The sequence below is a fragment of the Arthrobacter sp. NicSoilB4 genome, assembly GCF_019977335.1.
Classification (GTDB): Bacteria; Actinomycetota; Actinomycetes; order Actinomycetales; family Micrococcaceae; genus Arthrobacter.
Genome location: NZ_AP024653.1, coordinates 3,406,770 through 3,428,341 on the forward strand (window position 1 = coordinate 3,406,770; position 21,572 = coordinate 3,428,341).

Consider the following 21,572-nt stretch of genomic DNA (forward strand, 5'->3'; position numbering starts at 1 on the left):
TTATGCTCCTTCCGCCAAGGTGAGCAGGCTGTGCGGATCCGTGGGCGTGCGGGCAAACCGGACATTCGGATAGGTGTACTTCACCCGTCGGAGGGCTTCGGGCCGTGCCCCCGCGGTCGGCGCTTCCCACTGCGTGCACTCCCGTGCCAGGGTGCGGAGGACCCGCCACCCATCGCGGAAGGTCTGCAGGTTCGAAACGCCGGAGATGCGGTCGAGTTCGAAGCTCGGCACTTCCGCGATGCGGAGGCCGGCGCGGGCTGCCCTGACGATCAGCTCCGTCTCGATCTCGAAGCCGTCCGACTCCAGTTCGAGGAACTCAAGGCATTCCCGGCGGAGCGCGATATAGCCGTAGCAGAGGTCGGAGTAATTGCTCCTCAGAACGGTATTCGCCAACCCCGTCAGGACCCGGTTCCCGGTGTTCCGCAGCCAGGTCAGGTCCTCCGACCCGCCCCCGGTCACGTAGCGCGAGCCCTTGACGAAGTCGTAGTCATGCTGGAGTGGAGAAACGAACCAGCCGATTTCCTGCGGATCCATACTCCCGTCCGCGTCGAGCATCACGATGATGTCTCCCGACGCCGCTGCGAAGCCGGCACGGACGGCGATGCCCTTACCCTTGCGGGGTTCAGCCACCACAACGACGTCGACCCGCAGTGCCCGGGCGACGTCGATTGTGTGGTCATGGGAGCGTCCGTCCACGATGACCACTTCATCCACATATGAAGGCATGCGCCGCAGAACCCAGGGCAAATTCATTTCTTCGTTAAGAGTCGGAATAACCACACTCACCGAAGCCCTCGGCGAGGCGACCATTCGCTCGGAGGGCGAATTAGAGACCAAATTTGGAATGGACAAAAGCCTCACCACTTCATGAAATTTCCGGACGTCGACGGCTTGGCCATCTGCGAATGAGAACCTAGCGGCCGAACTCAAAGACATCTGCCGAACTATTAGCAATCCCGAACCCCAGCTGCCACTGGCGGCGGCCTTGCTTAGAGCCTAAAGTTCACCCAAAGTTGTGTCACGAGTGGCTAATACTTGGTTGCTTGTTCAACTCGCCGCGCGACTCCCACACCTCTACTTGGGTCTATGGGGCGGCCTACTCGGGAACTGCGACTCGATCTTCAACGGTGTACTCGTTAGGCAAGAATGGTGCCGATATTCGTTGAGTTTCAGCGCTTCTGTCCTGATATGGAAACGGTACGCCGCCCCGCTGGCATCGTCCAGAGCCGACGCACCACAGCCAAAGCAGAGCTGCCAGGGAGCTGCACGTTCAGGGGGAAACGGGATCCTGGGCGCAGCGGCACCGACATCCCTGGCGCATATTGCGGATTCCACGTCGCCTCTTTGCCCGCCAAGAAAGACAGAAGAAGAAGCCAAAAATAGAAAAGCGTCCGTTTTGCTTCCGGAAAAGATTCGCCAGCTAAAAGCTAATCCGGCGGCTCTCAAATCACGCTATGGTAACGGTGGTCAAACGCATACAAAGCGGTGTTCAGGATGAAAATACAGTCCACTGACTTAGTCGGAGCCGGGCAATGTCATTAGTGGCCCTGCACCCCTGAGCATGACTGGTGCAGGGCGGGACTTAAAACGGGAGCGGACGGCGGCAGGGAGTCCACGCCGTCGTCCGCCCCCGATCTGGCTGGCCGTCAGACCGCCGACCAGCCGCCGTCGGAGGCGAGGATGGCGCCGTTGACGTTGGTGCCGTCGTCGCTGAGCAGAAAGGTGATCGAGGCTGCCAGTTGTGCCGCGGTGGCGGGGGCGGGGATGTTCGCACCCATCAGCGGGCCGAGCCGCTCGGCGGCCAGCTGGGAACCCCAAGTTGCCTCGATGTTGGTGATGGTGGCACCCGGCGCCACGGCGTTGAAGCGCAGGCCCTTCGGCCCGTACATCACCGACGAATTCCGGGTCAGGCCGACGACGGCGTGCTTGGACGCCGTGTACGCGGCGCCGGCGGCGGAACCGCGGAGGCCGGCCTCGGAGGCGACATTGACCACCGAGCCGGAACCGGCCTCAAGCATCAGCGGCACCACGGCGCGGGTCAGGCGCATGAGGGCGGTGACGTTGATCCGGAAGACCCGCTCCCAGGTGTCGTCGTCGACCTCATGGATCGGGGCGAAGTGGTCCATGATGCCCGCGACGTTCGCGAGGGCATCCACCCGGCCGCCCGCTGCAGCGACGACGGCGGCGACGGTCTCTTCGGTGGAGATGTCCCCGGCCACGGGGACCAGGTCCAGGCTCCCGTTCCCGGCCACCAGGGCGTCCAGCCGCTCGGAGCTGATGTCGGCCGCGACGACCTTGCCGCCCTCCTTGGCAACGCGCAGGGCCGTGGCCAGGCCAATGCCCGAACCGGCACCGGTGACGATGACCGTTTTGCCGGCGAAGCGGCCCGCGGTGATGGTTTCCTGCCATGAAGCTTCCGTGCCCATGATGTCCTTCCGAACGTTTCGAGATGCTGTCACTTTCCAGCTTATGACACGCTGTGTCATAATAAAAGGGTGAATACTGGTGGGATGCCTGCGCAAGACTTTGGACCCGTCAACCTGCGTTCCTCCGGGCGTCCGGCGACCATCGATCCCGATGCCATCGCCGGCCTGGCGCTGCGGCTCTTCGCCGAGAACGGCTACGAACAGACATCGATGGAGGACATCGCCCGCGCGGCGGGGATTGGGCGCAAGAGCCTGTACCGGTATTTCTCCAGCAAGGCCGACCTCATCTGGGGCGGCATGGAACCTGCCGTGCGGGCCTCCGGGCTGGTCCTGGAGGAGGCGCGCGTCCGGCGCGAGTCCGACGGCGACATCATGGCGGGATTGCGGGCCGCAGCCATCGCCGGAGTGGCGGTGATTCCCGACCTTGCGGTGTCGCGGGGTCGGCTGCGCCTGATCGCACACCATCCCGAACTGGCCAGCCGGAGCTACGGTTCCCTGGCGCCCCAGCGCGATCTGGCCCGGCAATATCTTGTGGACCGCGGGGTTCCTGAGCACGCTGCAGGCTATCTGTGTGCGGCGTATCTGGCTGCGACCTTTCAGGCGTGGATGCAGTGGGCTGCGGGCACGGACCCCGATCCCGTGCCCTATCTGCTGGCTGCCGTGGATGTGCTGCGGGTTCCTGGGGCCTGACTTCCGGGCCCGCGGCGCCAGCGATGGTGCGCAGCGCCGGCTGTGGCATGGACCCGTCGAAGTGCGGAATCATTCCGCGGAGTGACATCCTGAGAGCATCATGACCGCACACGAAGAGGCACACGACACGTCACCCGCCGGCCGCGAGACACGCGGCGACACAAGTCCGGCCGCGAACGGCACCGGGGCGAACGCTGCCGGGGAGGATGCGGGCTCGGCCCGGAGCCGCCACAGATTCTCGGCTTGGGCCCTGGGCGGCGGGACCGACCCGGACCCGCGGTTCACGCTCGCCAACGAGCGTACGTTCCTGGCCTGGATCCGGACCTCGCTGGCGCTGGTTGCCGGCGGCATCGCCGTCGAGGCCTTCACCGCGGAACTGTTCTCTCCGGAAATCCGCAAGACCGTCGCCGTGCTGTTGCTCCTGCTGGGGCTGGTGACCGGCGGCGGCTCGTTCTTCCGCTGGCTCAATGTGGAACGTGCCATGCGGCGCCAGTCTCCCCTCCCGGCGCCCCTGATCGCCCCCATCCTGGCAGTCGGCGGCGCCCTCGTCGCCGCCGTGCTGATCGTCTTTGTGATCTGGCGGCCGGCCTAGCCATGGCGCGCACCAGGCCGGCGGCGATCCACAACGACCCGGGGCTCCAGCCCGAACGGACTGACCTCGCCTGGCGGCGGACCTCATTGACGCTGGTCACGGCGGCCTGCATTTTTCTGCGCTGGATGCCCCACCACGGCTGGTTCGTGGCCACGCTTGTGGCGGCATCACTGATGGTCGCCCTGGGCATCGCCCTCACGCAGCGACGCCGCTACCACCGCGCCGCCAGCGGCATCGGCGGAGCGGCGATGACCGCGAACGTCAGGGCGACGGCAGCAATCGCCGGCAGCGTCGTGGCCCTCGCCGCACTGGGAATCTACACGGTGCTGCACCTGCCGCTGCAGCCCTAAGGCATCGGCTGCTCCACAACAGCCGTTTTGGGGGGTCTAAACGGCCGTTGTGGAGCAATCGATGGTGGGCTAGGCGGTGGTGACCTGCAGCAGCAGGGCGTGCTCCGGGTTGAGCACCGGCATGGGCAGTCCCACCTCGGCCAGGAAGCGGCCGCTCGCCGTGGCACCGGACTCGAGCCAGGCCGGGGGCTGGACCTGCGTGAACGTGCGGGCGTAATCGGCGTCGCCCGGAACCGGGAAGACCGCCTCCACCAGGTAGTCCGCGTCGGCGTGGAGGCCGGGGATGGCGATCCGGCCGGGCTGCTCCGCGGCTGAGGTGCGGGTGCTGACCAGGGTGAACAGTGCCGCCGTCGAGCCCGGCTCCCCGGAACCGCCGGCGGCCTTGCCGGCCGGGCCGGCCACCACACCGTGCAGCATCAGGGAATGGTCGGCCAGGTCCGCGCGGACCATCCGGCCCGAGTGGATCAGGCCGCGGTGCTCCTTGTAGATGCCGATGAACCGCTTGAGCTCCTCCCGCTGCACGCCCTCGACCTGCCGGACGTCCCATTCCATCCCGAAATGACCGAACAGGGCGGTGATGGCGCGGAAGGAGAGGTCGTGTGTGCGGGCGGTCGTGTGCGAGGTGGTGGGGCCGACGTGCCCGCCCACGAGTTCCGGCGGGACCACCAGCCCGGTCCAGCGCTGGATGCTCTGCCGTTCCAGGGCGTCGTTGCAGTCCGAGGCCCAGATCCGGTCCGTCCGTTCCAGGATGCCCAGGTCCACCCGGGCTCCGCCGGAGGAACAGCTTTCAATCTCGACGCCGGGATGCGCGGCCTTGAGCGCGTCGAAGAGCCGGTAGGCGGCGAGGGTCTGTTCGTGCACCGAGGCGCGGCCGGCGTGGCCGTGCTCCAGCAGGTCCCGGTTCTGGTCCCACTTGAGGTAGCTGATGTCATTCTCGCGCAGCAGCGCGTCCACACGGTCGTAAATGTACTGCCAGGCGTCCGGATTGACGAGATCAATGATGTGCTGGTGGCGCCATTCCAGCGGCAGCCGACCGCCGTCCTTGTAGCTCTGCACCGAGGGCCCGACAATCCACTCCGGGTGCGCCCGCACGACGTCGGAGTCCAGGTTGACCATCTCCGGCTCCACCCACAGCCCGAACTCCATCCCGCGGGACGTCACGGCGTCGATCAGTGGGGTGAGCCCGGACGGCCAGAGGGCCTCGTCCACGTACCAGTCGCCCAGGCCTGCGTGGTCGTCGCGGCGGCCGCGGAACCAGCCGTCGTCGAGGACAAACCGTTCGACGCCCAGTTCCGCGGCGGAGTCCGCGAGTTCGATCAAGGTGGTCAGGTTGTGGTCGAAGTACACGGCCTCCCAGGTGTTCAGCACTACCGGGCGCGGCTTCCCGGCGCCCGCGCGTTGTCCTGCAGCTGCCGCGGAGGGCAGCACGTGGTGCGGCCGGTTCCGGAACCAGGCGTAGAAGGCTTCGCTGATGCCGTCCAGTCCGCGGTCCGAGTAGGCGGCGAACAGGGCGGGCGTCGTGTAGCTGCCGCCGGGGGCCAGGATCACCTCGGCCGGACCCAGCAGTTCGGAGCCGCCGATCATGGTCCAGCCGTCCGCCACGCTGTCCGCGAACTGCTCGTGGTTGCCGCTCCAGGCCAGGTGGGTGGCCCAGATCTTGCCGTGGCGGTTGCCGAAGCCGGCGGTTCCGGCGGCGAAGAGCAGTGAGGAGTCGTGGCCGGTACGGCCGTGCCGGCCGGTGCGCACCCACGTGCCCTGCTCGATGGCGCGGCGCTGCGGGTGGCGTTCCCGGCACCAGCGCCCGGTCAGGTCCAGGAGTTCGACGGCGTCCGGCGCCGCCGGGAGGACGGTGGCCAATTCGTCGAGCTGGTACGGCGAGGTCCCGGTGTTGGTGACGGTGTGGCGCAGTTCCAGCAGTCCGCCGTCGTGCAGGGTGAGGCTCGACGAAACGCGGATCCCGGCGTCGGCGTCGGTCTGGACAATCACCGCTGCATTCCCGGCGGCTGCCGTCACCTCCGCCACGCGGAGCCGGACGGAGAAGTCGTAGCCGGGGACGCCGTCGGCGATCCGGTGGCCGCGCAGGGCGGCGCGGCCGCGCCAGCTGGAGGAGGCCTGCGGGAGCAGCCCGGCGGGGACTGCGGCGTCGACGGCGGAGTGCGGGACGGGAGCTCCGAGGATGGCCAGATCCGGAAGGGCGGCGCCCAGATCGGCACCCCAGTGGATGACCTCGGCCTCTCCGCTGTCGAAGCTGATCACCAGGCTGGTGCTGGCGGAGCGGAGGTACAGGGGATCCATGGCAGGTCTCTTTCGGTGGTTCGGGACGCGTCCGGGGTTGCGGAAACGCAGGTCAGGCAGTGTGTGAATCAGAGGGAATACCGGATGCCGCCGCCGCGAGGAGGTAGCGGCGGCATCCGGGGCGGTTTGGCCTACTTGAAGAGGGCGTTGACCTGGTTGTTGGCTTCGGTGAGTGAGCTGGCCGGCTTCTTGCCCGCGAGGACCGCGTCCATGGCCGGCTTCATGATGCCGTCTACCTTGGCTGCCTTGTCCGCGATCGGGAAGAGGAAGGTGGTGCCGTCCTTGACGTGGGTGGTGAAGGCGGAGACGTCCGTGCCCTTGTCCGCGAAGGCCTTGGCGGCGATCTCGGAGGAGCTGGTGATGGCCGGGAAGACAACTGCCTTCTTGGCGACGACGTCCTGGCAGGCGGTGGAGCCGAGGTATTCGACCCACTTGACCGCGGCGGCAGGGTTCTTGGTGCCCGCCCAGACCGAGTCGGCCAGGCCGTTGAACATGCTGGCGCGCTTGCCCTCGGGGCCCTTGGGGGTGGGCGCGAACGCGGTTTCCACGCCCTTGTAGCTCTGGTACTGCCCGATTAGCCAGTCGCCGGTGGTGTTGATGGCGGCCTTGCCGGCGCCGAAGTTGTCGGCGAGGCTGGCGCCCACGGTGGTTTCCAGCTTGGGCATGTAGCCCTTCCCGATCAGGCCGGCCCACCAGGCGATGGTCTCCTGGAAGCGGGGATCGTCGTAGTTGAACTCGGTGCCCCACGGGTTCTTGTCCGTGTGGGTCCAGCCGGTGGTCGCTGTCAGGAAGCTCCACTCGGTCTGGCCCTGGCCGGAACCGCCGCCCGCGAGGCCGAGGCCGTAGACCGCGACGTTGTTCTTGTCGAAGCCTGCCTCGTCGCCGCGCACGCCGTTCTTGTCCACGGTGAGGTGGGCGATCGCTTTCTCGTAGCTGCCGCCGTCCTGCGGGTTCCAGTCCAGGTTGGCCATCTGGTCCGCCGTGAGGCCTGCGGAGTCGGCCATGGCCTTGTTGTAGAAGAGGCCCACGGTGTCCCAGTCCTTGGGCAGGCCGTAGCGCTTGCCGTCCTGGCCGACCCACAGTTCGGGCAGGCCCTTGGTGTAGCTCTCCAGCTTGACGCCGTCCTTCGCGACGGCGTCGTCCAGGGAGAGCAGCTGCTTCTTCGCCGCGTACTCGGGGTACTTGGACAGGTGGTTGGTGAAGACGTCCGGGGCCGTGCCGGCGACGAAACCGTTGGTCAGCGTGGTCCAGTAGTCGTCCCAGCCGCGCTGGGTGATCTTGACCTTGATGTCCGGGTTGGCCTTGGTGAAATCGTCGGCGCACTGCTGGTAGGCGGGGAGCTGGTTAGCATCCCACAGCCAGTAGTTGATTTCACCCTTGGCTTCGGCGGAGGGGGCGGAACCGCCGCAGGCGGACAGGGAGAGGGCGATGGCTGCGGCGGCAGCGACGGCGCCGAGGGTCTTTTTCATGGTGGACCTTTCAGGGATGTGAAGTGTGGCGGGTGGGGTGTGTCGGGCAGGGGTTACTTGATGCCGGAGAAGCCGATGGAGTTGACCACCCGCTTGCCGAAGGCGATGAAGAGCAGGAGGACGGGCAGGGCGGCGATCAGGGTGGCGGCCATGAGGCCGGACCAGTCGGGGGCGCCCTGCGGGGACTGCGATTTGAAGACACCCAGGCCCACGGTGAGGACCCGGACACTTTCGTCCTGGCCCACCAGCAGGGGCCAGAAGTATTCGTTCCATTGGCCGATGAAGGTCAGCAGGGCCAGGGTGGCCAGCGGGGCGGCGGCGTTGGGCAGCACGATCTGGAAGAAGATCCGGACATGCTTGGCGCCGTCGAGCATGGCGGCCTCTTCCACCTCGCGGGACATGGAGAGGAAGAACTGCCGCAGGAAGAAGATGGCGAAGGGGGTCATGAACAGGAAGGGCAGGGCCAGTCCGGCGAAGCTGTTGAGCAGGCCCAGGTTCTTGATCATGAGGAAGTTGGGCAGGGCGGTGAAGATCGGCGGGACCATCATGGTGGCGAGGAACAGGCCGAAGACCACGTTCCGGCCGGGCCAGCGGAGCCGGGAGAAGGCGTAGGCGGCCATCGCGCTGAAGAACACCTGCCCGGCGGTGGTGACGGTGGCGAAGATGATGGAGTTCCGCAGGTACAGCCAGAAGTTGATGGCGGCGCCGGAACCCCCTTCGGCGATGGCCTCCTCGGGGGTCTGCAGGCCGAGGACCCGTTTGAAGGCGCCGAGGCTGAAGTCGGCCGGCAGCAGGTTGCTGGCGTTGGAGGCGAGGGCGGCGTTGCTCGACAGCGCGGTGCGGAGCATCCAGAGGAACGGTGCCACCGTGACGACGACGGCGACGACGACGAGGGTCCAGGCGCCGGCGCGGCGCCAGCTGAAAGGCTTCCGGGGTTTCCTGTGCGCGGTTTTGGCGGACGTCTTGCGGGAAAGGGCGGAGGTTGTCATGGCTGGGGTTCCTTAGTCCAGATCCGATTCGTTGCCCTTGAGGAACTTCATCTGGATGAAGGCCACGAGGGCGAGAATGACGAAGAGAATGACGGACAGGGCCGAGGCGTAGCCGAAATCGGATTCACCGAAGGCCTTCTGGTAGATGTACATCTGGATGACGCGGGAGGCGTTGATGGGTCCGCCGCCGGTGGTGACGGCCACGGTGTCGAACACCTGGAAGGAGCCGATCACCGTGACCACGAGTACCAGCACCAGCACGGGGCGCAGGAGCGGCATGGTGATGCTCCAGAAGGTCCGGGTGGGCGATGCGCCGTCGAGGGATGCGACCTCGTAGACGTGGCTGGGGATGGACTGCAGCCCGGCGAAGATCAGCAGGGCCGTGTAGCCCATGTGCCGCCAGACGTTGACGCCGGCGATGGTGGGGATGGCCCACTGTTCGCTGCCGAAGAACGCGATGCGGGGCAGGCCGAACCAGTTGATGATCTCGTTGACGATCCCGAGCTGGTAGTCGAGCATCCAGAACCACAGGAGCGCCACGATCACGTTGGCGACAAGGAACGGCAGCAGCAGCGCGCCGCGGATCAGCGTGGATTTCGCCACGCGGTGCATCAGGAGCGCCAGCCCGAGGGCGATGACGGTCTGGAAACCGATGTTGAGGCCGACGTACTGGAGGGTGACGGCCATGGCGTTCCAGAACAGCTCGTCGGCGAGGATCGCGGTGTAGTTTTTGGTGCCGATCCAGGTGGGATCCCCCAGGACGCTGTATTCGGTGAAGCTGAGGTAGACGCCGCGGATCGTGGGGACCAGGAAGAAGGCGACGAAGCCGACCATGGCCGGGAGGATGAACAGCAGGGCGATCCGGAGGTCGCCCAGGCGGCGTCCCCGGCCGGCCCGGAGGGTTTTACCGCGGTGCGGGGGTTTGGATCCGCCAGCCACGGGATCCGGAAGTTTGGTGATGGTAGTCATCGTTGACTCTTCCTGGTGGTGTGATGTGGGTAACAGCTGGAATTGAATCTACACGAGTAGATTTTGGCTGGCAAGAGAAATTTCCTGCAATCGCAGAGGTTTTCTTGTACCGGTCAGTAGATATTGACTCGAGTAGATTCACGTGGGACGCTGTTGGCGGATGCCCGCGCGGGCGTGGAGCCCGGCTGTCCGGGCAGATCGGGAGTGGCCACCATGTCGTTTTCCACCGGAGTCGGTGCCGGCCAGTCCGTCGGCCCTCTCGGCAGCCATTCTGCCCATGGCCCGGGCGATGCGCCGTCCGCAGCTAGTTAGCATGGACTCCATGACGACTTCGGCAGTGCACACCCCCCGCGGCCCGGTGACCCGCAAGGACGTCGCCCGCTACGCCGGCGTGAGCACCGCCGTCGTGAGCTATGTTGTCAACGGCGGCCCGAAGAAGGTGGCCCCGGCCACCGAGGCAAAGGTCCAGGATGCCATCCGCATCCTGGGCTACCGGCCCAACGCGGCCGCCCGCGCGCTGAAGCTGGGCTCCAGTGAGACCATCGGCCTGGTCATCCCGGACAACACCAACCCGTTCTTTTCGCTGCTGGCCCATGCCGTCGAGGACGCCGCGGCCGAACTCGGCTACGCCCTTCTGCTGACCAACTCGGACGGCAACCTCTCCAAGGAACGCCGGAACATCCGCAACCTCGCCTCGCGCCAGGTGGACGGGGTGGTGCTCGCCAGCGTGCTGTTTGAACCCGACCTCGCTGCCCTCGAATCGGCCGAGATTCCCGCAGTGCTCCTGAACCATGGCGGCAAGTCACCCGGATTCAACAGCGTGGGCGTGGACTTGGAGGCCGGGGCGCGGATGGCCGTCGACCACCTGATCGGGCACGGGCACACCAGCATCGCCCTGGCCATGGGCACCAACACGGGCCGCGACTACGACCTCCGTGAAGAGGGCTGGCTGCAGGCGCTTGCGGCGGCCGGGCTGCCGGAGGGTCCCATTGTCCGCGGGCCGTTCAGCCGGGAGGGCGGGTACGCCGTCGGCCGCAGACTGCTCGCCTCCGCGGACCGGCCCACGGCAATCTTCGCGAGTTCGGACATGCAGGCGATCGGCATCCTGCGCGCCATCCATGAAGCCGGGCTCACGGTCCCGGGCGATATCGCACTGACTTCCTTCGACGGCTCTGCCGAGGCCGAGTACAGCTGGCCCGCCCTGACGACCGTGGAGCAGCCGGTCCGGGTGATGGCGGAAGCCGCCGTCAGCGCACTCCTCGGCGCGCGCCGTGGCGAACCGGCGGAGCACCGCACGTTCCCCACCGAACTGCGGATCCGGCAGTCCTGCGGCTGCCCCGCCTGAGCCCCATCAGGACAGTCGCTCCGCACCGGCGGCCGGCGTGACCGTGAAAATATCCGGCGCGGTGAACCCGGCTTCCGCGAAGGCGCGGACGACGGCGTCGCGGACCTGCTGCTCGTCCCCCACCGGGGTGAGGGCGATGGCCGAGCCGCCGAATCCGCCGCCGGTCATGCGGGCCCCGATGGCCCCGTGGCTGCGGGCGGCGTCCACTGCGAGGTCGAGTTCCGGGCAGGAGATCTCGAAGTCGTCCCGCATGGAGGCGTGGCTGGCATCGAGGAGGTGGCCGATGCGGGCCGGGCCCTGGGACCGGAGGGTGTCCACCGCCTGCAGCACGCGGGCGTTTTCGGTCACGACGTGCCGGACCCGCCGCAACGTCATCGGATCGAGCAGGCCGCTGGCTTCCTCGAGGTCGGCGACGGCGACGTCCCGCAGGGCTTTAACGTCCAGGACCTCGGCCCCGAGCTCGCACGACGCGCGCCGGGAGGCGTAGCCGCCGTCCGCGTGGGAATGCGCCACCTTCGTGTCGATCACCAGCAGGACGAGCCCGGCATCCTGCGCCCGGAACGGGACGAGCTCCACAGACTGGTCCCGGCAGTCAAGGAACACCGCGTGCCCGCGGGCGCCGCGCAGGGAGGCGGACTGGTCCATGATGCCGGTGGGCGCACCGACGAAGGCGTTTTCGGCATTGTGGGTGAGTTCGACCATTTCCTCCGCGGTGAGCCCGGCGCCGGTGAGCTCGTTAAGGGCCGTGACGACAGCGCATTCGATCGCGTGCGAGGAGGACAGGCCTGCACCGAGCGGGACGTCGGAATCGAGGAGGAGGTCGAAACCGGGGACGTCGATGCCGCGCTGCTGCAGGGCCCACACCACTCCGAGCGGGTACTTGGCCCAGCCTTTAACGGCGCCCGGCGCCAGGGCGGCGGTGTCGGCCTCGACGAGCCCCTGGTTGCCATAGGTGGACAGCAGCCGGATCCTGCTGTCTTCACGGAGGGAGCCGCCCCGGAGCCGGATGGCGGTCCTTGCCCGGTTGTCGATGGCGAAGGGCAGGACGAACCCCTCGTTGTAGTCGGTGTGCTCGCCGATCAGGTTCACCCGGCCCGGGGCAGCCCAGACGCCGTGCGGCTCCATGCCGAACGTGGCCTCGAATCGGTCCGCCAGGGCGCCGGTGCGCGCGGTGGTGTTCATGCGGGAGCGCCTTCCGGGTTCATGGTGGTGCGGGTGGCGGCGCCTGCCGGTCCGGCGGCCGCTTCACTGGCCACTTCTCGCAGCCGGGCGGCGACGGATTCCGGGGTGGTGTCGTTGATGAAGGCTCCCATTGCGGCTTCGGAACCGGCCAGGTACTTGAGCTTGTCCGCGGCGCGGCGGGGCGAGGTCAGCTGCAGGTGCAGGTGGCCGTCCCGGCGCAGTGCCGCCCCCAGCGGGGCCTGGTGCCAGGCGGCGATGTAGGGGGTGGGCGTCGGGTACAGGGCGTCGAAGCGCCTCAGGAGTTCGGGGTACAGCTCGGCCAACTCGTCGCGTTCCGCGCCGTCCAGCGCTGCGAGGTCCGGGACCTGGCGGTGCGGGACTAGGTGGACTTCCAGCGGCCAGCGGGCCGCGAAGGGGACGTAGGCGCTGAAGTGTTCACCCTCGAGCACCATGCGGCTGCCGTCCAGGCGTTCGGCGCGCAGCAGGGAGGACGTAAGCGTCTCCCCGCCGTCGGACGTGGCGGCGAAATCGCCGGCCGCGGCAGCCAGGACCGCGGCGCGGGGCGTGACGTACGGGTAGGCGTAGATCTGACCGTGCGGGTGGTGCAGGGTGACGCCGATGTCGGCGCCACGGTTTTCGAACGGGAAGACCTGCTGGATGCCGGGCAGCGCGCTAAGCGCCTCCGTGCGGTGGGCCCAGGCATCGATTACCGTGCGAGTGCGGCGCCAGCCCAGTTCCGCGAATGAGCCGGTGTGCTGCGGGGTAAAGGCCACCACTTCGCAGCGGCCGACGGCGGGCGCTGCGGTCCCCCAGCCCGGCGCCGGCGGGACGTCGTGCGTGGCCGGGCCCAGGGAGGGGAAGCGGTTCTCAAAGACGGCGACGTCGTAGTCCGGCGCCGGAATCTCGGTCCGGTTGGCCGGCGTCGTCGGGCAGATGGGGCACTGGTCGGCCGGCGGCAGGTGCGTGCGCGACTGCCGGTGCGCGGCGACGGCCACCCACTCGCCGCTGAGCGCATCGAAGCGCAACTGGCCCGGTTCGGGGCGGGCGGGCAGCTCGCGGTGGTCCACGAGGGAGGCCGCGGGCCGCTCGGCGGACCCTGCGTCGTCAAAATAGAGGATCTCCCGGCCGTCAGCCAGGCGGGTCATGGTGGTTCGCGTCATGGTTTCAGTTGTACACGAAAGAACATTTTCAAACAATAGAGCGCAAAATAGAGCAGAATGGGTGTGCGTTTTACGGGTGCGGGCGGTAGTCTGTGCTGGAGGAAGCCCCGGTGGTCGCGGTGCCAGCTCCCGCCGGACTCCCCGCGATCACCCTACGAAGGACGCAGAATGCTCGCCGCAGCCCGCCACTCCGCCATCATCGCGGAGGTCCAGCGCGAGCGGATTGTCCGCGTCGCGGACCTCGCCCGCATGCTGGGCGTGTCACTCATGACCGTCCGGCGGGACATCGAGGCACTCGATGCGGCGGGCGCCGTGGAGAAGATCCACGGCGGGGCCAAGCTTCCCGGCGCGGTGAGCACCCACGAGCCCGGCTTCGAGCTGAAGGTGACGCAGCTGCAGGAAGAGAAGATGGCGATCGCGCACGAGGCCGCGGCCCAGGTGCGCGAGGGTATGGCGGTGGGCCTCAGCGCGGGCACCACCACTTGGGCGCTGGCGCAGCTGCTATCCGCAGGCCCCCGGATCACCGTGGTGACCAACTCGGTACGCGTGGCCGACGTCTTCCACCAGAGCTCGTCCCCGTCCACGGTGATCCTGACGGGCGGCGAACGCACACCCTCCGACGCCCTGGTGGGGCCGCTGGCCACGTCGGCCCTCAAGCAGCTGCATCTGGACGTGCTGTTCCTGGGCGTCCACGGCGTGGATGCCGACGCGGGTTTCACGACGCCGAATGTGCTGGAAGCCGAGACGGACCGCGCCTTCGTGGCAGCGGCCCGCCGGGTTGTGATCCTGGCCGACCACACGAAGTGGGGCACCTTCGGCATCAGCACCATCGCCGGACTGGAGGAGGCTGACGAGCTCATCAGCGACGAGGGCCTGCCCGGTGAGGCGCGGCGGATCCTGGCTGAGCGGGTGGGCCGGTTGCGGCTGGCGCCCGGTGGCGCCTCTGCCCGCACGGCCGAGGCCGGGTAGGTCGGCCAGACCGCCGGCACCGCTCGGCGGCGGGGCTTTGATCCAGCCCAAACCGTGCGACGCTAGTGGCATGGATCTGGAGGTGTCGCCCGCGCTCACGATTCCGGCGTCGGAACTCGGCTGGCGGTTCTCACGGTCGTCCGGGCCGGGCGGCCAACACGTCAACACGTCGGACAGCCGCGTTGAGCTCTCGTGGAGCGTCGCGGACTCGGCCGTACTTTCGGATGGCCAGCGGCTGCTGCTGGTTAAGCGGCTGGGACGACGTCTCGTCGCCGGGGTGATCACCGTGACCGCATCCGAACGGCGTTCCCAGTTGCGCAACCGCGAGATGGCACTGGCCAAGCTTGCCAACCTGGTGGCGGAGGGCCTCGCTCCAGAAGCTGCCCATCGCCGGGCGACCAAACCCACCCGGGGCTCGAACCAGCGCCGCCTCGCGGCAAAAGGACACCGGGCGGCCACGAAACTGCAGCGCAGGCGGCCCTCCGCCGAGTAGCCCCAAGCGAGGGAGGCGCCGCGGACCGGCGAATCATCTATTGCTTCGCGGCTCAGCTATCGGGCGGGCCCCTCAGCCGGCACTTCGTTGGGCAGGTCAGGTGACCAGCCATCGTCGTAGTCCGGGTGCTCCCGGTAGGACCCGGCAAGAATAGTCAGCATTGCCCGGCGAGCGATGGCGACTGTCCCTTGAGCCTCCCGCGGATCTTCGATTCCCTCGTCGCCGGCCGCTTCCTTCCAGCTGGCGATGATGGCCCTTTTCTGTGCGCACTCCTCCTGCATCCGCTCCCCGAGGGAACCTTTGCCGTCGGTTCCGTCCACAGGCAGATCGGACGTACCGACAACGAACATGCCGTCCCGGATAGCTGCTTCTTCTTCCGCGATCCGTGCTTCCAGAAACTCGACGATGTTCATGGCGACCATCATTGCATCCGCGTTCCGTCCATCAGGGATGTCCCGACGGGATAAGGCCGCTCCGCGGAGTCCCCGCTAGGTTTTTTCAACCCACTGCGCGCGCCAGGCCGGCGCCTCGAAGGCCTCACTCCAGTACGCCGTCTCCGTGGCGATCTTGCCGTCCCGGAATTCGAAGATGAAGACTGTTTCATACTTCGGGCCGTCGTAGTCCAGTGACGCCTCGAGGACCACCAGGTCCCCGCCGCTGACCAGCCTGCGGGGCGTGATGGTGGCAGCTGCGGGAAGGAGTTGTAGATGCCCCGACGGTTCTCGGCTCCTCGGACAAGTTCTCCGGACTGCGGCCAATGCATCACCGCGTCGTCGTGGAACAGCTCATCCATGAGCTCCACCCGGCGGTCATTGATGCACCCGATCAGCCGCTGGACCACATTCTCGTTTGCGGATTCCACAGTCCTCGCGCTCCTCTCCGTACGTGTCTGCATTCTGCTCCCCGACGCGCGGTTTGCGCCATAGAAGGCAAAGGAGCTTGAGCTTCCAGTGTCAGTCGACGGCCCCAAAGAACTGCGTCGCGTCCTCTGCCACTTGTTCGGGGCACTCCCATAAGACCAGATGCCCGACGGCGGGATAGACCTTAAACTCGGCGCCCGCTATTCGTGCCGCCAGGGCCTGCTGGTGCCGCCGCGGCAGCAAGCCGTCGTGGGCTCCCCACAGGATCAGCGTGGGCGCATGAATTGTTCCGGCCTCGGTGGGCGGTGTGGCGGCACAGAGGCCATCCAGAATGCGCTTCCATGCGTGTGCGGGCATCCTGACGCCGTCCTGCACCCGGTCCTCGATGAACCACCTCGGCACTGCATGCAGCAGGGGAAACCAGGACAGCGAATTCCGCACCCAGTCCTCGTCGATGGGGTCCGTGAGGCGGCCGACCTCGTCCGTGAAAGCAGGCCGGTCCCGCAGGCTCAAGGGCGAGCCCACCAGCACGAGCGCCGCGACGCGCTCCGGGTGCCCAACGGCCAGCTGCTGGGCCACGTAGCCGCCGCTGGAGGAGCCGAGGACGAAGGCGCTCTGCAGATCGAGGGCATCCAGAATTGCGGCGGCATCCCCGGCCTGTTCCGCCAGCGAATAGCCGTCCGGCGGTTTGTCGGCGTCGCCCTGGCCCCGGAGGTCCGGTGCATAGACCCTGAAGCCTGTCAGCCGGGGTATCAGGCGGTCGAAGCTCCGGCGGGATTCACCCCAGGCATGCAGCAGCAACAGCGGCCGTGCGTCTTCGCTTCCGTGGACGAGGCACGGCACCGTGATGCCTGTGGTGAGCCGCAGATTCCGGACCTCGGAGTCCATACGCTCAGGGTACGCCTCGTCGAGCGCGTCCTGTGGCGGTACTGGGGTGCGGGGGCAATCCTTCCCAGCGTGGCGGCCGCGGCGCTTTTGACCGTCCTGGTTGTCTTCGCGCAGTTCCAGGCGCTGCCCGCCATCAAGAGGCGGCTGACACCTTTGCCCGTCGCCCAGCTCCTTGGACAGGGCGGCGCGCCCGCAGCCTGGCCGCCAGTGCACGGAGGACACCCGGCAGACGCCTACCGCGTAGTGCCGGACGCGGGGAACACGCTCCCGCGCGGCGACGAGGAGCGCCGTCGAACGCTGCTGGTCGACTTGCGGGCGCGACTCCGACGCACTACGCAGTCGGCTCCAGCGCAATCGGAAACATTCGCCGACGAGCTTGATGCCGTCCTTGAGCGGGAGCCGCTCGCAGTCCTCGAGGCGCTGGCGGCGAATCTGCGCCCGGAAGATGACCTGGCATTCTTCCTCCATTCATGGGCTGCTGTCCCCAGCAGCATCAAACTCGACTTCCTGACCTTCAGGAACGTCTTCGACGCCGAGCGGCTGGACGCTGCGAGTGGAACCACGGCCCGGGCGGCCGCAGCCGTGCTGCGCAGTGTCCACTCCGCGATTCGTGTCGTCCCCGGGTCGAGCCTCGCCATCGAGGGGGTGAAGTACTACTCAGAGGAAGGCATCACCGAGCTGTTGGAGGTGGCCTACGGGTCCTACCTCCAACTGGCGCGAACGCTCTGGGGCATGATGACCAATGCCCAGCGGCGGGCCGGTGGGACCCGGACCATTTACACGCAGGCCGCGGCCATGAGCATGACAGGCCCAGTGGCAGCCGTTGTGCTTAGCCACAAGGGAAAGTCTGCTGTGATTCTCAAGTACATGGAGCGGCGCGACGTCCACTCCTCCAAAGTCAACGTAGCCAGTCTCGGCAGCCACCTCGCCCGGTACGGCGCCTGACCGTCCCGGGATGGAGGATAGTTTGAGGACATGACGGCAAGCTACAGGTACGACGTCGAGATTCTGCACCTTCTCGTGTCGCCCGCGCACGCGTACTTTGGCCGCGCCCGCGAGGGCGCGGCCGACGTCCCCACGACCGACGCGGAGCGGGCGGAGCTGGTGGCCGGCAAGGGGATCGTCGGCGACCGGTTTTTCGGCAAGGCGGCGCACATGGACGCGGCCGTCACCCTGATCGCGGCGGAAGCCCTCGAGGCGATGGCCGCGGAGCTCGGCGTCGGACCGTTTGATCCGCTGCTGACCCGGCGCAATGTGGTTCTCCGTGGCGCCCAGCTGGCTCCTCTGGTGGGTCAAGATTTTGCCCTGGAATCGGGCGGGGAACTGGTGCGTCTCCGGGCCGGACGGCCCGCCCCCCCTGTGCCTGGATGGACCAGATGCTCGCCCCGGGTGCGCACGCCGCCATGCGCGGGCGGGGCGGCGTGCGCTGCCAGCCGCTTTCGGACGGCACCTTGCACCGCGGGCCGGCGGTGCTGGTCAGCCCCGTGCCGCTGGACCCCGGGCAAGCCGGCGTCGCCTCAGTCCTGCGGCCAACCCGCCTGCCATAGCGGTTGGCGGCCCTGCGATCCGGTGTGCACGGCCCTGCGTCGATTTCGCCGGAAAGCTGCCAATTCGCGCGAAGCTTCCGGCGAGCCCGCAGGTTTCCGGCGAAACCGGCGCGCCACCGGACGCATCGCCCCCGCCGCCCCCACGGGACTTTGGACACGGGCCCAGGCTGGCCCGCCCCGCCTAGAATTTGGGTATGGCCGGTTCCGGCGCTTTTGAAGTGGAAACCGCGGAAGCGGGCACTGATCCGTCATGGAGCTGACGGCCATAGTCCTCATCACTGCCACCCTGTTCGCCTGGGCGCTGGTTTCGGCGCGGCTTCAGAAGGCGGACCTCACGGCTCCGGTGGTGTTCACCGCTGTCGGCGCGGCCATGGCCTGGTCCGGGCTGGTGGATGGCTCGTCGCCCCCGGAGGCAGTCACCCCGGTGGTGGAGGTCACCCTGGTGTGGGTGCTGTTCTCCGACGCCGCCCGGCTTCCGCTGCAGCAGTTGCGCCGGGACGTGGGCCGCTATGTGCGGCTGCTGGGGGTCGGCCTGCCGCTGACGATCGTGTTCGGGTGGGCCCTGGCGTACTGGTTCTTCCCCCAGTTCGGGCTGTGGCTGGCCCTCCTCGTCGGCGCGGCGCTGGCTCCCACCGACGCTGCCCTCGGGATCCCGGTGGTGACGAATCCGGCGGTGCCGTCGCGGATCCGCCAGCTGATCACGGTGGAGAGCGGCCTCAACGACGGCATCGCCACTCCGGTCGTGATGCTCGCGATTGCCGGGGCGGCCGCCGCAGCCGGCCTGGAGAGCGCCCACGGTCCCGGCAGCGCGGCGGTCGAGCTGCTCATCGGCGCCGGCGTCGGCGCAGCGGCCGGGGCCGCGGGCGGGTGGCTGCTGCGGCTGGCCCGCCGGCGCGGGACCGCCGTCGAGGATTTCGCCGGCATCGGGGTCCTTGCCCTGAGCCTGTTCGCCTATTCTGCCGCCCTCGCCGCGGGCGGCAACGGTTTCGTCGCCGCGTTCTGCGGAGGGCTGGCCTTCGGCACGTGCGCCGGCCAGCGGGGGCCGGCGGAGCTGGTCTTCGTCGAGCAGATGGGCGGCCTGGTCTCACTGCTCGTTTGGCTGGCCTTCGGGGCCATCTCCGTTCCGACCATGCTGGCGAACTTCGTCCCGCTGACTCTCGTCTACGCCGTGCTCAGCCTCACGGTGGTCCGCATGCTGCCGGTGGCGCTGGCCTCGATCGGTTCCGGACTCGACCGGAACACCGTCCTGTTCGTGGGGTGGTTCGGCCCGCGCGGCCTGGCGTCGCTCGTCTTCGCGCTGCTGGCACTGGAAGCCCTGGGGCCCGTGTCCGACGAAGCAGTGGCCGTCATTTCAGCCACCGTCCTGCTCAGCGTTCTGGCCCACGGCTTCAGTGCCGCGCCGCTGGCCGCCCGCTACGGACGGGCCGCAACCGCGGCGGGCCCGGAACCCGGCGGATCGGTGCCGGTGGCGCCCGCTCCCGCCCGGGGCCTGAGCCGCAGGCACACGCCTGTTCCCCGTTTTCGGCCAAAGCGCGCCCGCCCCTAGGGTGCCCTGGACCCGACGGTGCCACAGGTTCAGGATCCAGCACGAACACAGGCCCGAAGGGGTCAGTGACATCGGCACACCGGTCCGGAACGCCTGCGGCTCCGAATTAGTTGTTGTGGAAACCACGAACGGAGGGTGACGATGAGTCTTCAGCCGGGCACCGGTCCGAGCGTGGCGGCCGCACTGCAGCGGTATGTCCTTCCCACGGAACTGGGTCCCTGCACAGTGCGTGTCCAGCAGGGCACCGGAGGCCGGCCTCCCGCATCCGGCACACCCGACGTTTACCTTCACGGCGCCGCGGGATCCTGGACTGACTTCGTCCCGCTGCTTTCCGGCGCGCAGCCCCAGGCGCGGGTGCTGATTGATCTGCCGGGCTGGGGCGAATCCACGAAGGGCGCCCGGCTCGAACAATTCAGCATCGAGGCGATGGCCCGCGCAGTCACCGGCGTACTGAACTCGCTAGGTTACCTGCGATGGAACCTGGTGGGCCACTCCATGGGAGGGTTCCTGGCGCTGCATATTGCCGCGACGTCGCCGGAGCGGACCGCCAGCGTAGCCGCCATATCCGCTACGACCTTCGGCGTGGCCGAAGCAGCCCGTCGGCCACTGCGCGGGCTGTCCGGATTCCCGGCGTTCGCCGGCATGCTGCTGCTCATGCGCTCCGTGGCGGCCCTCGGCCCGGCAGGGTCGGCGCTGGTCCGCGCAGTCCGTGCCACACCTGTGACGGGACTACTGTTGTCCCCGTTCTTCGCGAACCCCGCAGCCATTTCCAAGAGCGTGATCCGCGGCCTTGGCCGCAATGCTCGGCCCGCAGGCTTCTGCGCTGCTGCCGAGGCAGCGGCGCACTACGATTTTGGTCCGTGGCGCGGGATCATCTGTCCGGTGCTGGCGACCCGCGGGGACAGCGACGTGTTCACGCCTCCGTCCGATCTGGCCCGGCTGGCCGATGTGGTCCCGCACGTCCGGATGGTGACGATCCGCCAATGCGGCCACTTCGCGAACATCGAGCAGCCGGACCAGGTGCAGCTGCTCCTCGATGACCTGCGTTCGCTGTGAGGCGTCCGCAGCGAGGCTACGGCCGGGCCTCGGCGACCGGCGCGGCCTCCGGTGGCAAAGCCGCCGGTGGCAAAGTCATATCGAGACCCTTGATCCGCCGGTAGGCGACGCGCACGAACCGCACGCCGTTGGAGGCGATGCTGACCACCCCGAAGAAGGCGAAGCCGAACACCGGGTCCCCCGCCTCGGCGATCCTGAGTACGGCGAGTCCGGCCAGGAGATAGATGGTCCCTTCCACGGTGTTCACCCCGAGGGAGAGCAGGCTCAGTCCGCGGGTTGACGCGCTGGCCAGGCCTTCGTAGGCCGCCGGGATGGCATAGAAGAGCGTCGATACGCCCAGCATGATCCCCAGGGCGTCTTCAACCGGCAGAAAGAACCGGGCTCCGATCGTTGCGAGGGCAAGGGCCACCGCCGAGCCGGTGATGGCCAGGACGATTTCGCGCTTCTTCCGGGCGTCAGTCCTGGCCACCTCCCGGCACAGGAAGGCGTGGATGACGATCCACAGGATGTTGGCCGCGAGCACCCACCAGCTCTGGACCATCACCGCCAGCGCCAGCCAGCCGAGCCCCGTGCCGGCAAGCACGCCGAGGCTCATGCCGCTGACGCCGTCGCTGGTCCCCGTGCGTTGCACGCGCCGGAGGGCGGGGACTGACCGGACGAGCTCGACGGCGATCAGGACCAGCCCGGCGAGGGCAGCGGACACTTCGTCGGACAACTGGCTCCTTCAGGTTCCCTTGACTCTTGCG

General features: G+C 68.0%; 21 protein-coding genes and 1 pseudogene. 10 read left to right on the plus strand and 12 right to left on the minus strand.

The window, feature by feature from the left end; all coding sequences use genetic code 11:
* Positions 1–810, minus strand: a complete 810-nt coding sequence (locus LDO13_RS15600; protein ID WP_224047587.1) for a glycosyltransferase family 2 protein — start codon at positions 808–810, stop codon at positions 1–3.
* An 836-nt stretch (positions 811–1,646) separates the two neighbouring features.
* Complete coding sequence (locus LDO13_RS15605; RefSeq protein ID WP_224047588.1) at positions 1,647–2,426, minus strand: SDR family NAD(P)-dependent oxidoreductase; 780 nt, start codon at positions 2,424–2,426, stop codon at positions 1,647–1,649.
* 84 nt (positions 2,427–2,510) lie between these two features.
* On the opposite strand from LDO13_RS15605, the gene LDO13_RS15610 reads away from it, so the two are divergent.
* The 3 genes from LDO13_RS15610 to LDO13_RS15620 all read left to right on the plus strand — a co-directional run bounded on the left by LDO13_RS15610 (position 2,511) and on the right by LDO13_RS15620 (position 4,058).
* Positions 2,511–3,116: a TetR/AcrR family transcriptional regulator gene (locus LDO13_RS15610; protein WP_224047589.1), complete on the plus strand. Its 606-nt coding sequence runs from the start codon at positions 2,511–2,513 to the stop codon at positions 3,114–3,116.
* A gap of 100 nt (positions 3,117–3,216) precedes the next feature.
* A complete protein-coding gene (locus tag LDO13_RS15615; protein WP_346347022.1) occupies positions 3,217–3,708 on the plus strand; it encodes a DUF202 domain-containing protein in 492 nt (163 codons plus the stop codon).
* 2 nt (positions 3,709–3,710) lie between these two features.
* On the plus strand, positions 3,711–4,058 hold the full coding sequence (locus LDO13_RS15620) for a DUF202 domain-containing protein (protein WP_224047590.1): 348 nt from the start codon (positions 3,711–3,713) through the stop codon (positions 4,056–4,058).
* Positions 4,059–4,127: 69 nt separating this feature from the next.
* Here the strand turns inward: LDO13_RS15620 and LDO13_RS15625 are convergent, their stop codons facing one another.
* The 4 genes from LDO13_RS15625 to LDO13_RS15640 all read right to left on the minus strand — a co-directional run bounded on the left by LDO13_RS15625 (position 4,128) and on the right by LDO13_RS15640 (position 9,645).
* Positions 4,128–6,353: an alpha-galactosidase gene (locus tag LDO13_RS15625; protein WP_224047591.1), complete on the minus strand. Its 2,226-nt coding sequence runs from the start codon at positions 6,351–6,353 to the stop codon at positions 4,128–4,130.
* A 131-nt stretch (positions 6,354–6,484) separates the two neighbouring features.
* Positions 6,485–7,822, minus strand: a complete 1,338-nt coding sequence (locus tag LDO13_RS15630; RefSeq protein WP_224047592.1) for a sugar ABC transporter substrate-binding protein — start codon at positions 7,820–7,822, stop codon at positions 6,485–6,487.
* A 53-nt stretch (positions 7,823–7,875) separates the two neighbouring features.
* Positions 7,876–8,811: a carbohydrate ABC transporter permease gene (locus tag LDO13_RS15635; RefSeq protein WP_224047593.1), complete on the minus strand. Its 936-nt coding sequence runs from the start codon at positions 8,809–8,811 to the stop codon at positions 7,876–7,878.
* 12 nt (positions 8,812–8,823) lie between these two features.
* Positions 8,824–9,645 carry a sugar ABC transporter permease gene (locus tag LDO13_RS15640; protein WP_224049810.1) on the minus strand — a complete coding sequence of 274 codons (822 nt, stop codon included), beginning with the start codon at positions 9,643–9,645 and terminating at the stop codon, positions 8,824–8,826.
* Positions 9,646–10,102: 457 nt separating this feature from the next.
* On the opposite strand from LDO13_RS15640, the gene LDO13_RS15645 reads away from it, so the two are divergent.
* A complete protein-coding gene (locus LDO13_RS15645) occupies positions 10,103–11,125 on the plus strand; it encodes a LacI family DNA-binding transcriptional regulator (RefSeq protein ID WP_224047594.1) in 1,023 nt (340 codons plus the stop codon).
* A 6-nt stretch (positions 11,126–11,131) separates the two neighbouring features.
* On the opposite strand, the gene galK is transcribed toward LDO13_RS15645, so the two are convergent.
* Positions 11,132–12,307, minus strand: coding sequence for a galactokinase (galK, locus tag LDO13_RS15650; protein WP_224047595.1), 1,176 nt, complete (start codon positions 12,305–12,307; stop codon positions 11,132–11,134).
* A complete protein-coding gene (gene galT / locus LDO13_RS15655; protein WP_224047596.1) occupies positions 12,304–13,467 on the minus strand; it encodes a galactose-1-phosphate uridylyltransferase in 1,164 nt (387 codons plus the stop codon). The genes galK and galT overlap by 4 nt, the downstream gene beginning before the upstream one ends.
* A gap of 168 nt (positions 13,468–13,635) precedes the next feature.
* Here galT and LDO13_RS15660 point away from each other — a divergent pair, with 168 nt between their 5' ends.
* Both LDO13_RS15660 and arfB read left to right on the plus strand, forming a co-directional pair.
* Positions 13,636–14,436, plus strand: a complete 801-nt coding sequence (locus tag LDO13_RS15660; RefSeq protein ID WP_224047597.1) for a DeoR/GlpR family DNA-binding transcription regulator — start codon at positions 13,636–13,638, stop codon at positions 14,434–14,436.
* Between the two features lie 70 nt (positions 14,437–14,506).
* Positions 14,507–14,929 (plus strand): alternative ribosome rescue aminoacyl-tRNA hydrolase ArfB, encoded by a 423-nt coding sequence (gene arfB / locus LDO13_RS15665; protein ID WP_224047598.1) that lies wholly within the window; start codon positions 14,507–14,509, stop codon positions 14,927–14,929.
* A 56-nt stretch (positions 14,930–14,985) separates the two neighbouring features.
* Here the strand turns inward: arfB and LDO13_RS15670 are convergent, their stop codons facing one another.
* From LDO13_RS15670 to LDO13_RS15680, 3 genes are all read right to left on the minus strand, one after another.
* Entirely contained in the window at positions 14,986–15,342 is a 357-nt protein-coding gene (locus tag LDO13_RS15670; RefSeq protein ID WP_224047599.1) for a DUF6221 family protein, read from the minus strand.
* A 75-nt stretch (positions 15,343–15,417) separates the two neighbouring features.
* Positions 15,418–15,573 (minus strand): hypothetical protein, encoded by a 156-nt coding sequence (locus LDO13_RS15675; protein WP_224047600.1) that lies wholly within the window; start codon positions 15,571–15,573, stop codon positions 15,418–15,420.
* Between the two features lie 309 nt (positions 15,574–15,882).
* Positions 15,883–16,677, minus strand: a complete 795-nt coding sequence (locus tag LDO13_RS15680) for an alpha/beta hydrolase (protein WP_224047601.1) — start codon at positions 16,675–16,677, stop codon at positions 15,883–15,885.
* A gap of 69 nt (positions 16,678–16,746) precedes the next feature.
* Between LDO13_RS15680 and LDO13_RS15685 the strand changes: the two genes are divergently transcribed.
* From LDO13_RS15685 to LDO13_RS15700, 4 genes and pseudogenes are all read left to right on the plus strand, one after another.
* A complete protein-coding gene (locus LDO13_RS15685) occupies positions 16,747–17,622 on the plus strand; it encodes a hypothetical protein (protein WP_224047602.1) in 876 nt (291 codons plus the stop codon).
* Positions 17,623–17,652: 30 nt separating this feature from the next.
* A pseudogene (locus LDO13_RS15690) lies at positions 17,653–18,224 on the plus strand (MOSC domain-containing protein).
* 250 nt (positions 18,225–18,474) lie between these two features.
* Positions 18,475–19,770 (plus strand): cation:proton antiporter, encoded by a 1,296-nt coding sequence (locus LDO13_RS15695; RefSeq protein WP_224047603.1) that lies wholly within the window; start codon positions 18,475–18,477, stop codon positions 19,768–19,770.
* A 141-nt stretch (positions 19,771–19,911) separates the two neighbouring features.
* Positions 19,912–20,826 carry an alpha/beta hydrolase gene (locus LDO13_RS15700; RefSeq protein ID WP_224047604.1) on the plus strand — a complete coding sequence of 305 codons (915 nt, stop codon included), beginning with the start codon at positions 19,912–19,914 and terminating at the stop codon, positions 20,824–20,826.
* 16 nt (positions 20,827–20,842) lie between these two features.
* Here LDO13_RS15700 and LDO13_RS15705 read toward each other — a convergent pair whose 3' ends face one another.
* Positions 20,843–21,541 carry a hypothetical protein gene (locus tag LDO13_RS15705; protein WP_224047605.1) on the minus strand — a complete coding sequence of 233 codons (699 nt, stop codon included), beginning with the start codon at positions 21,539–21,541 and terminating at the stop codon, positions 20,843–20,845.
* Positions 21,542–21,572: the final 31 nt, after the last annotated feature.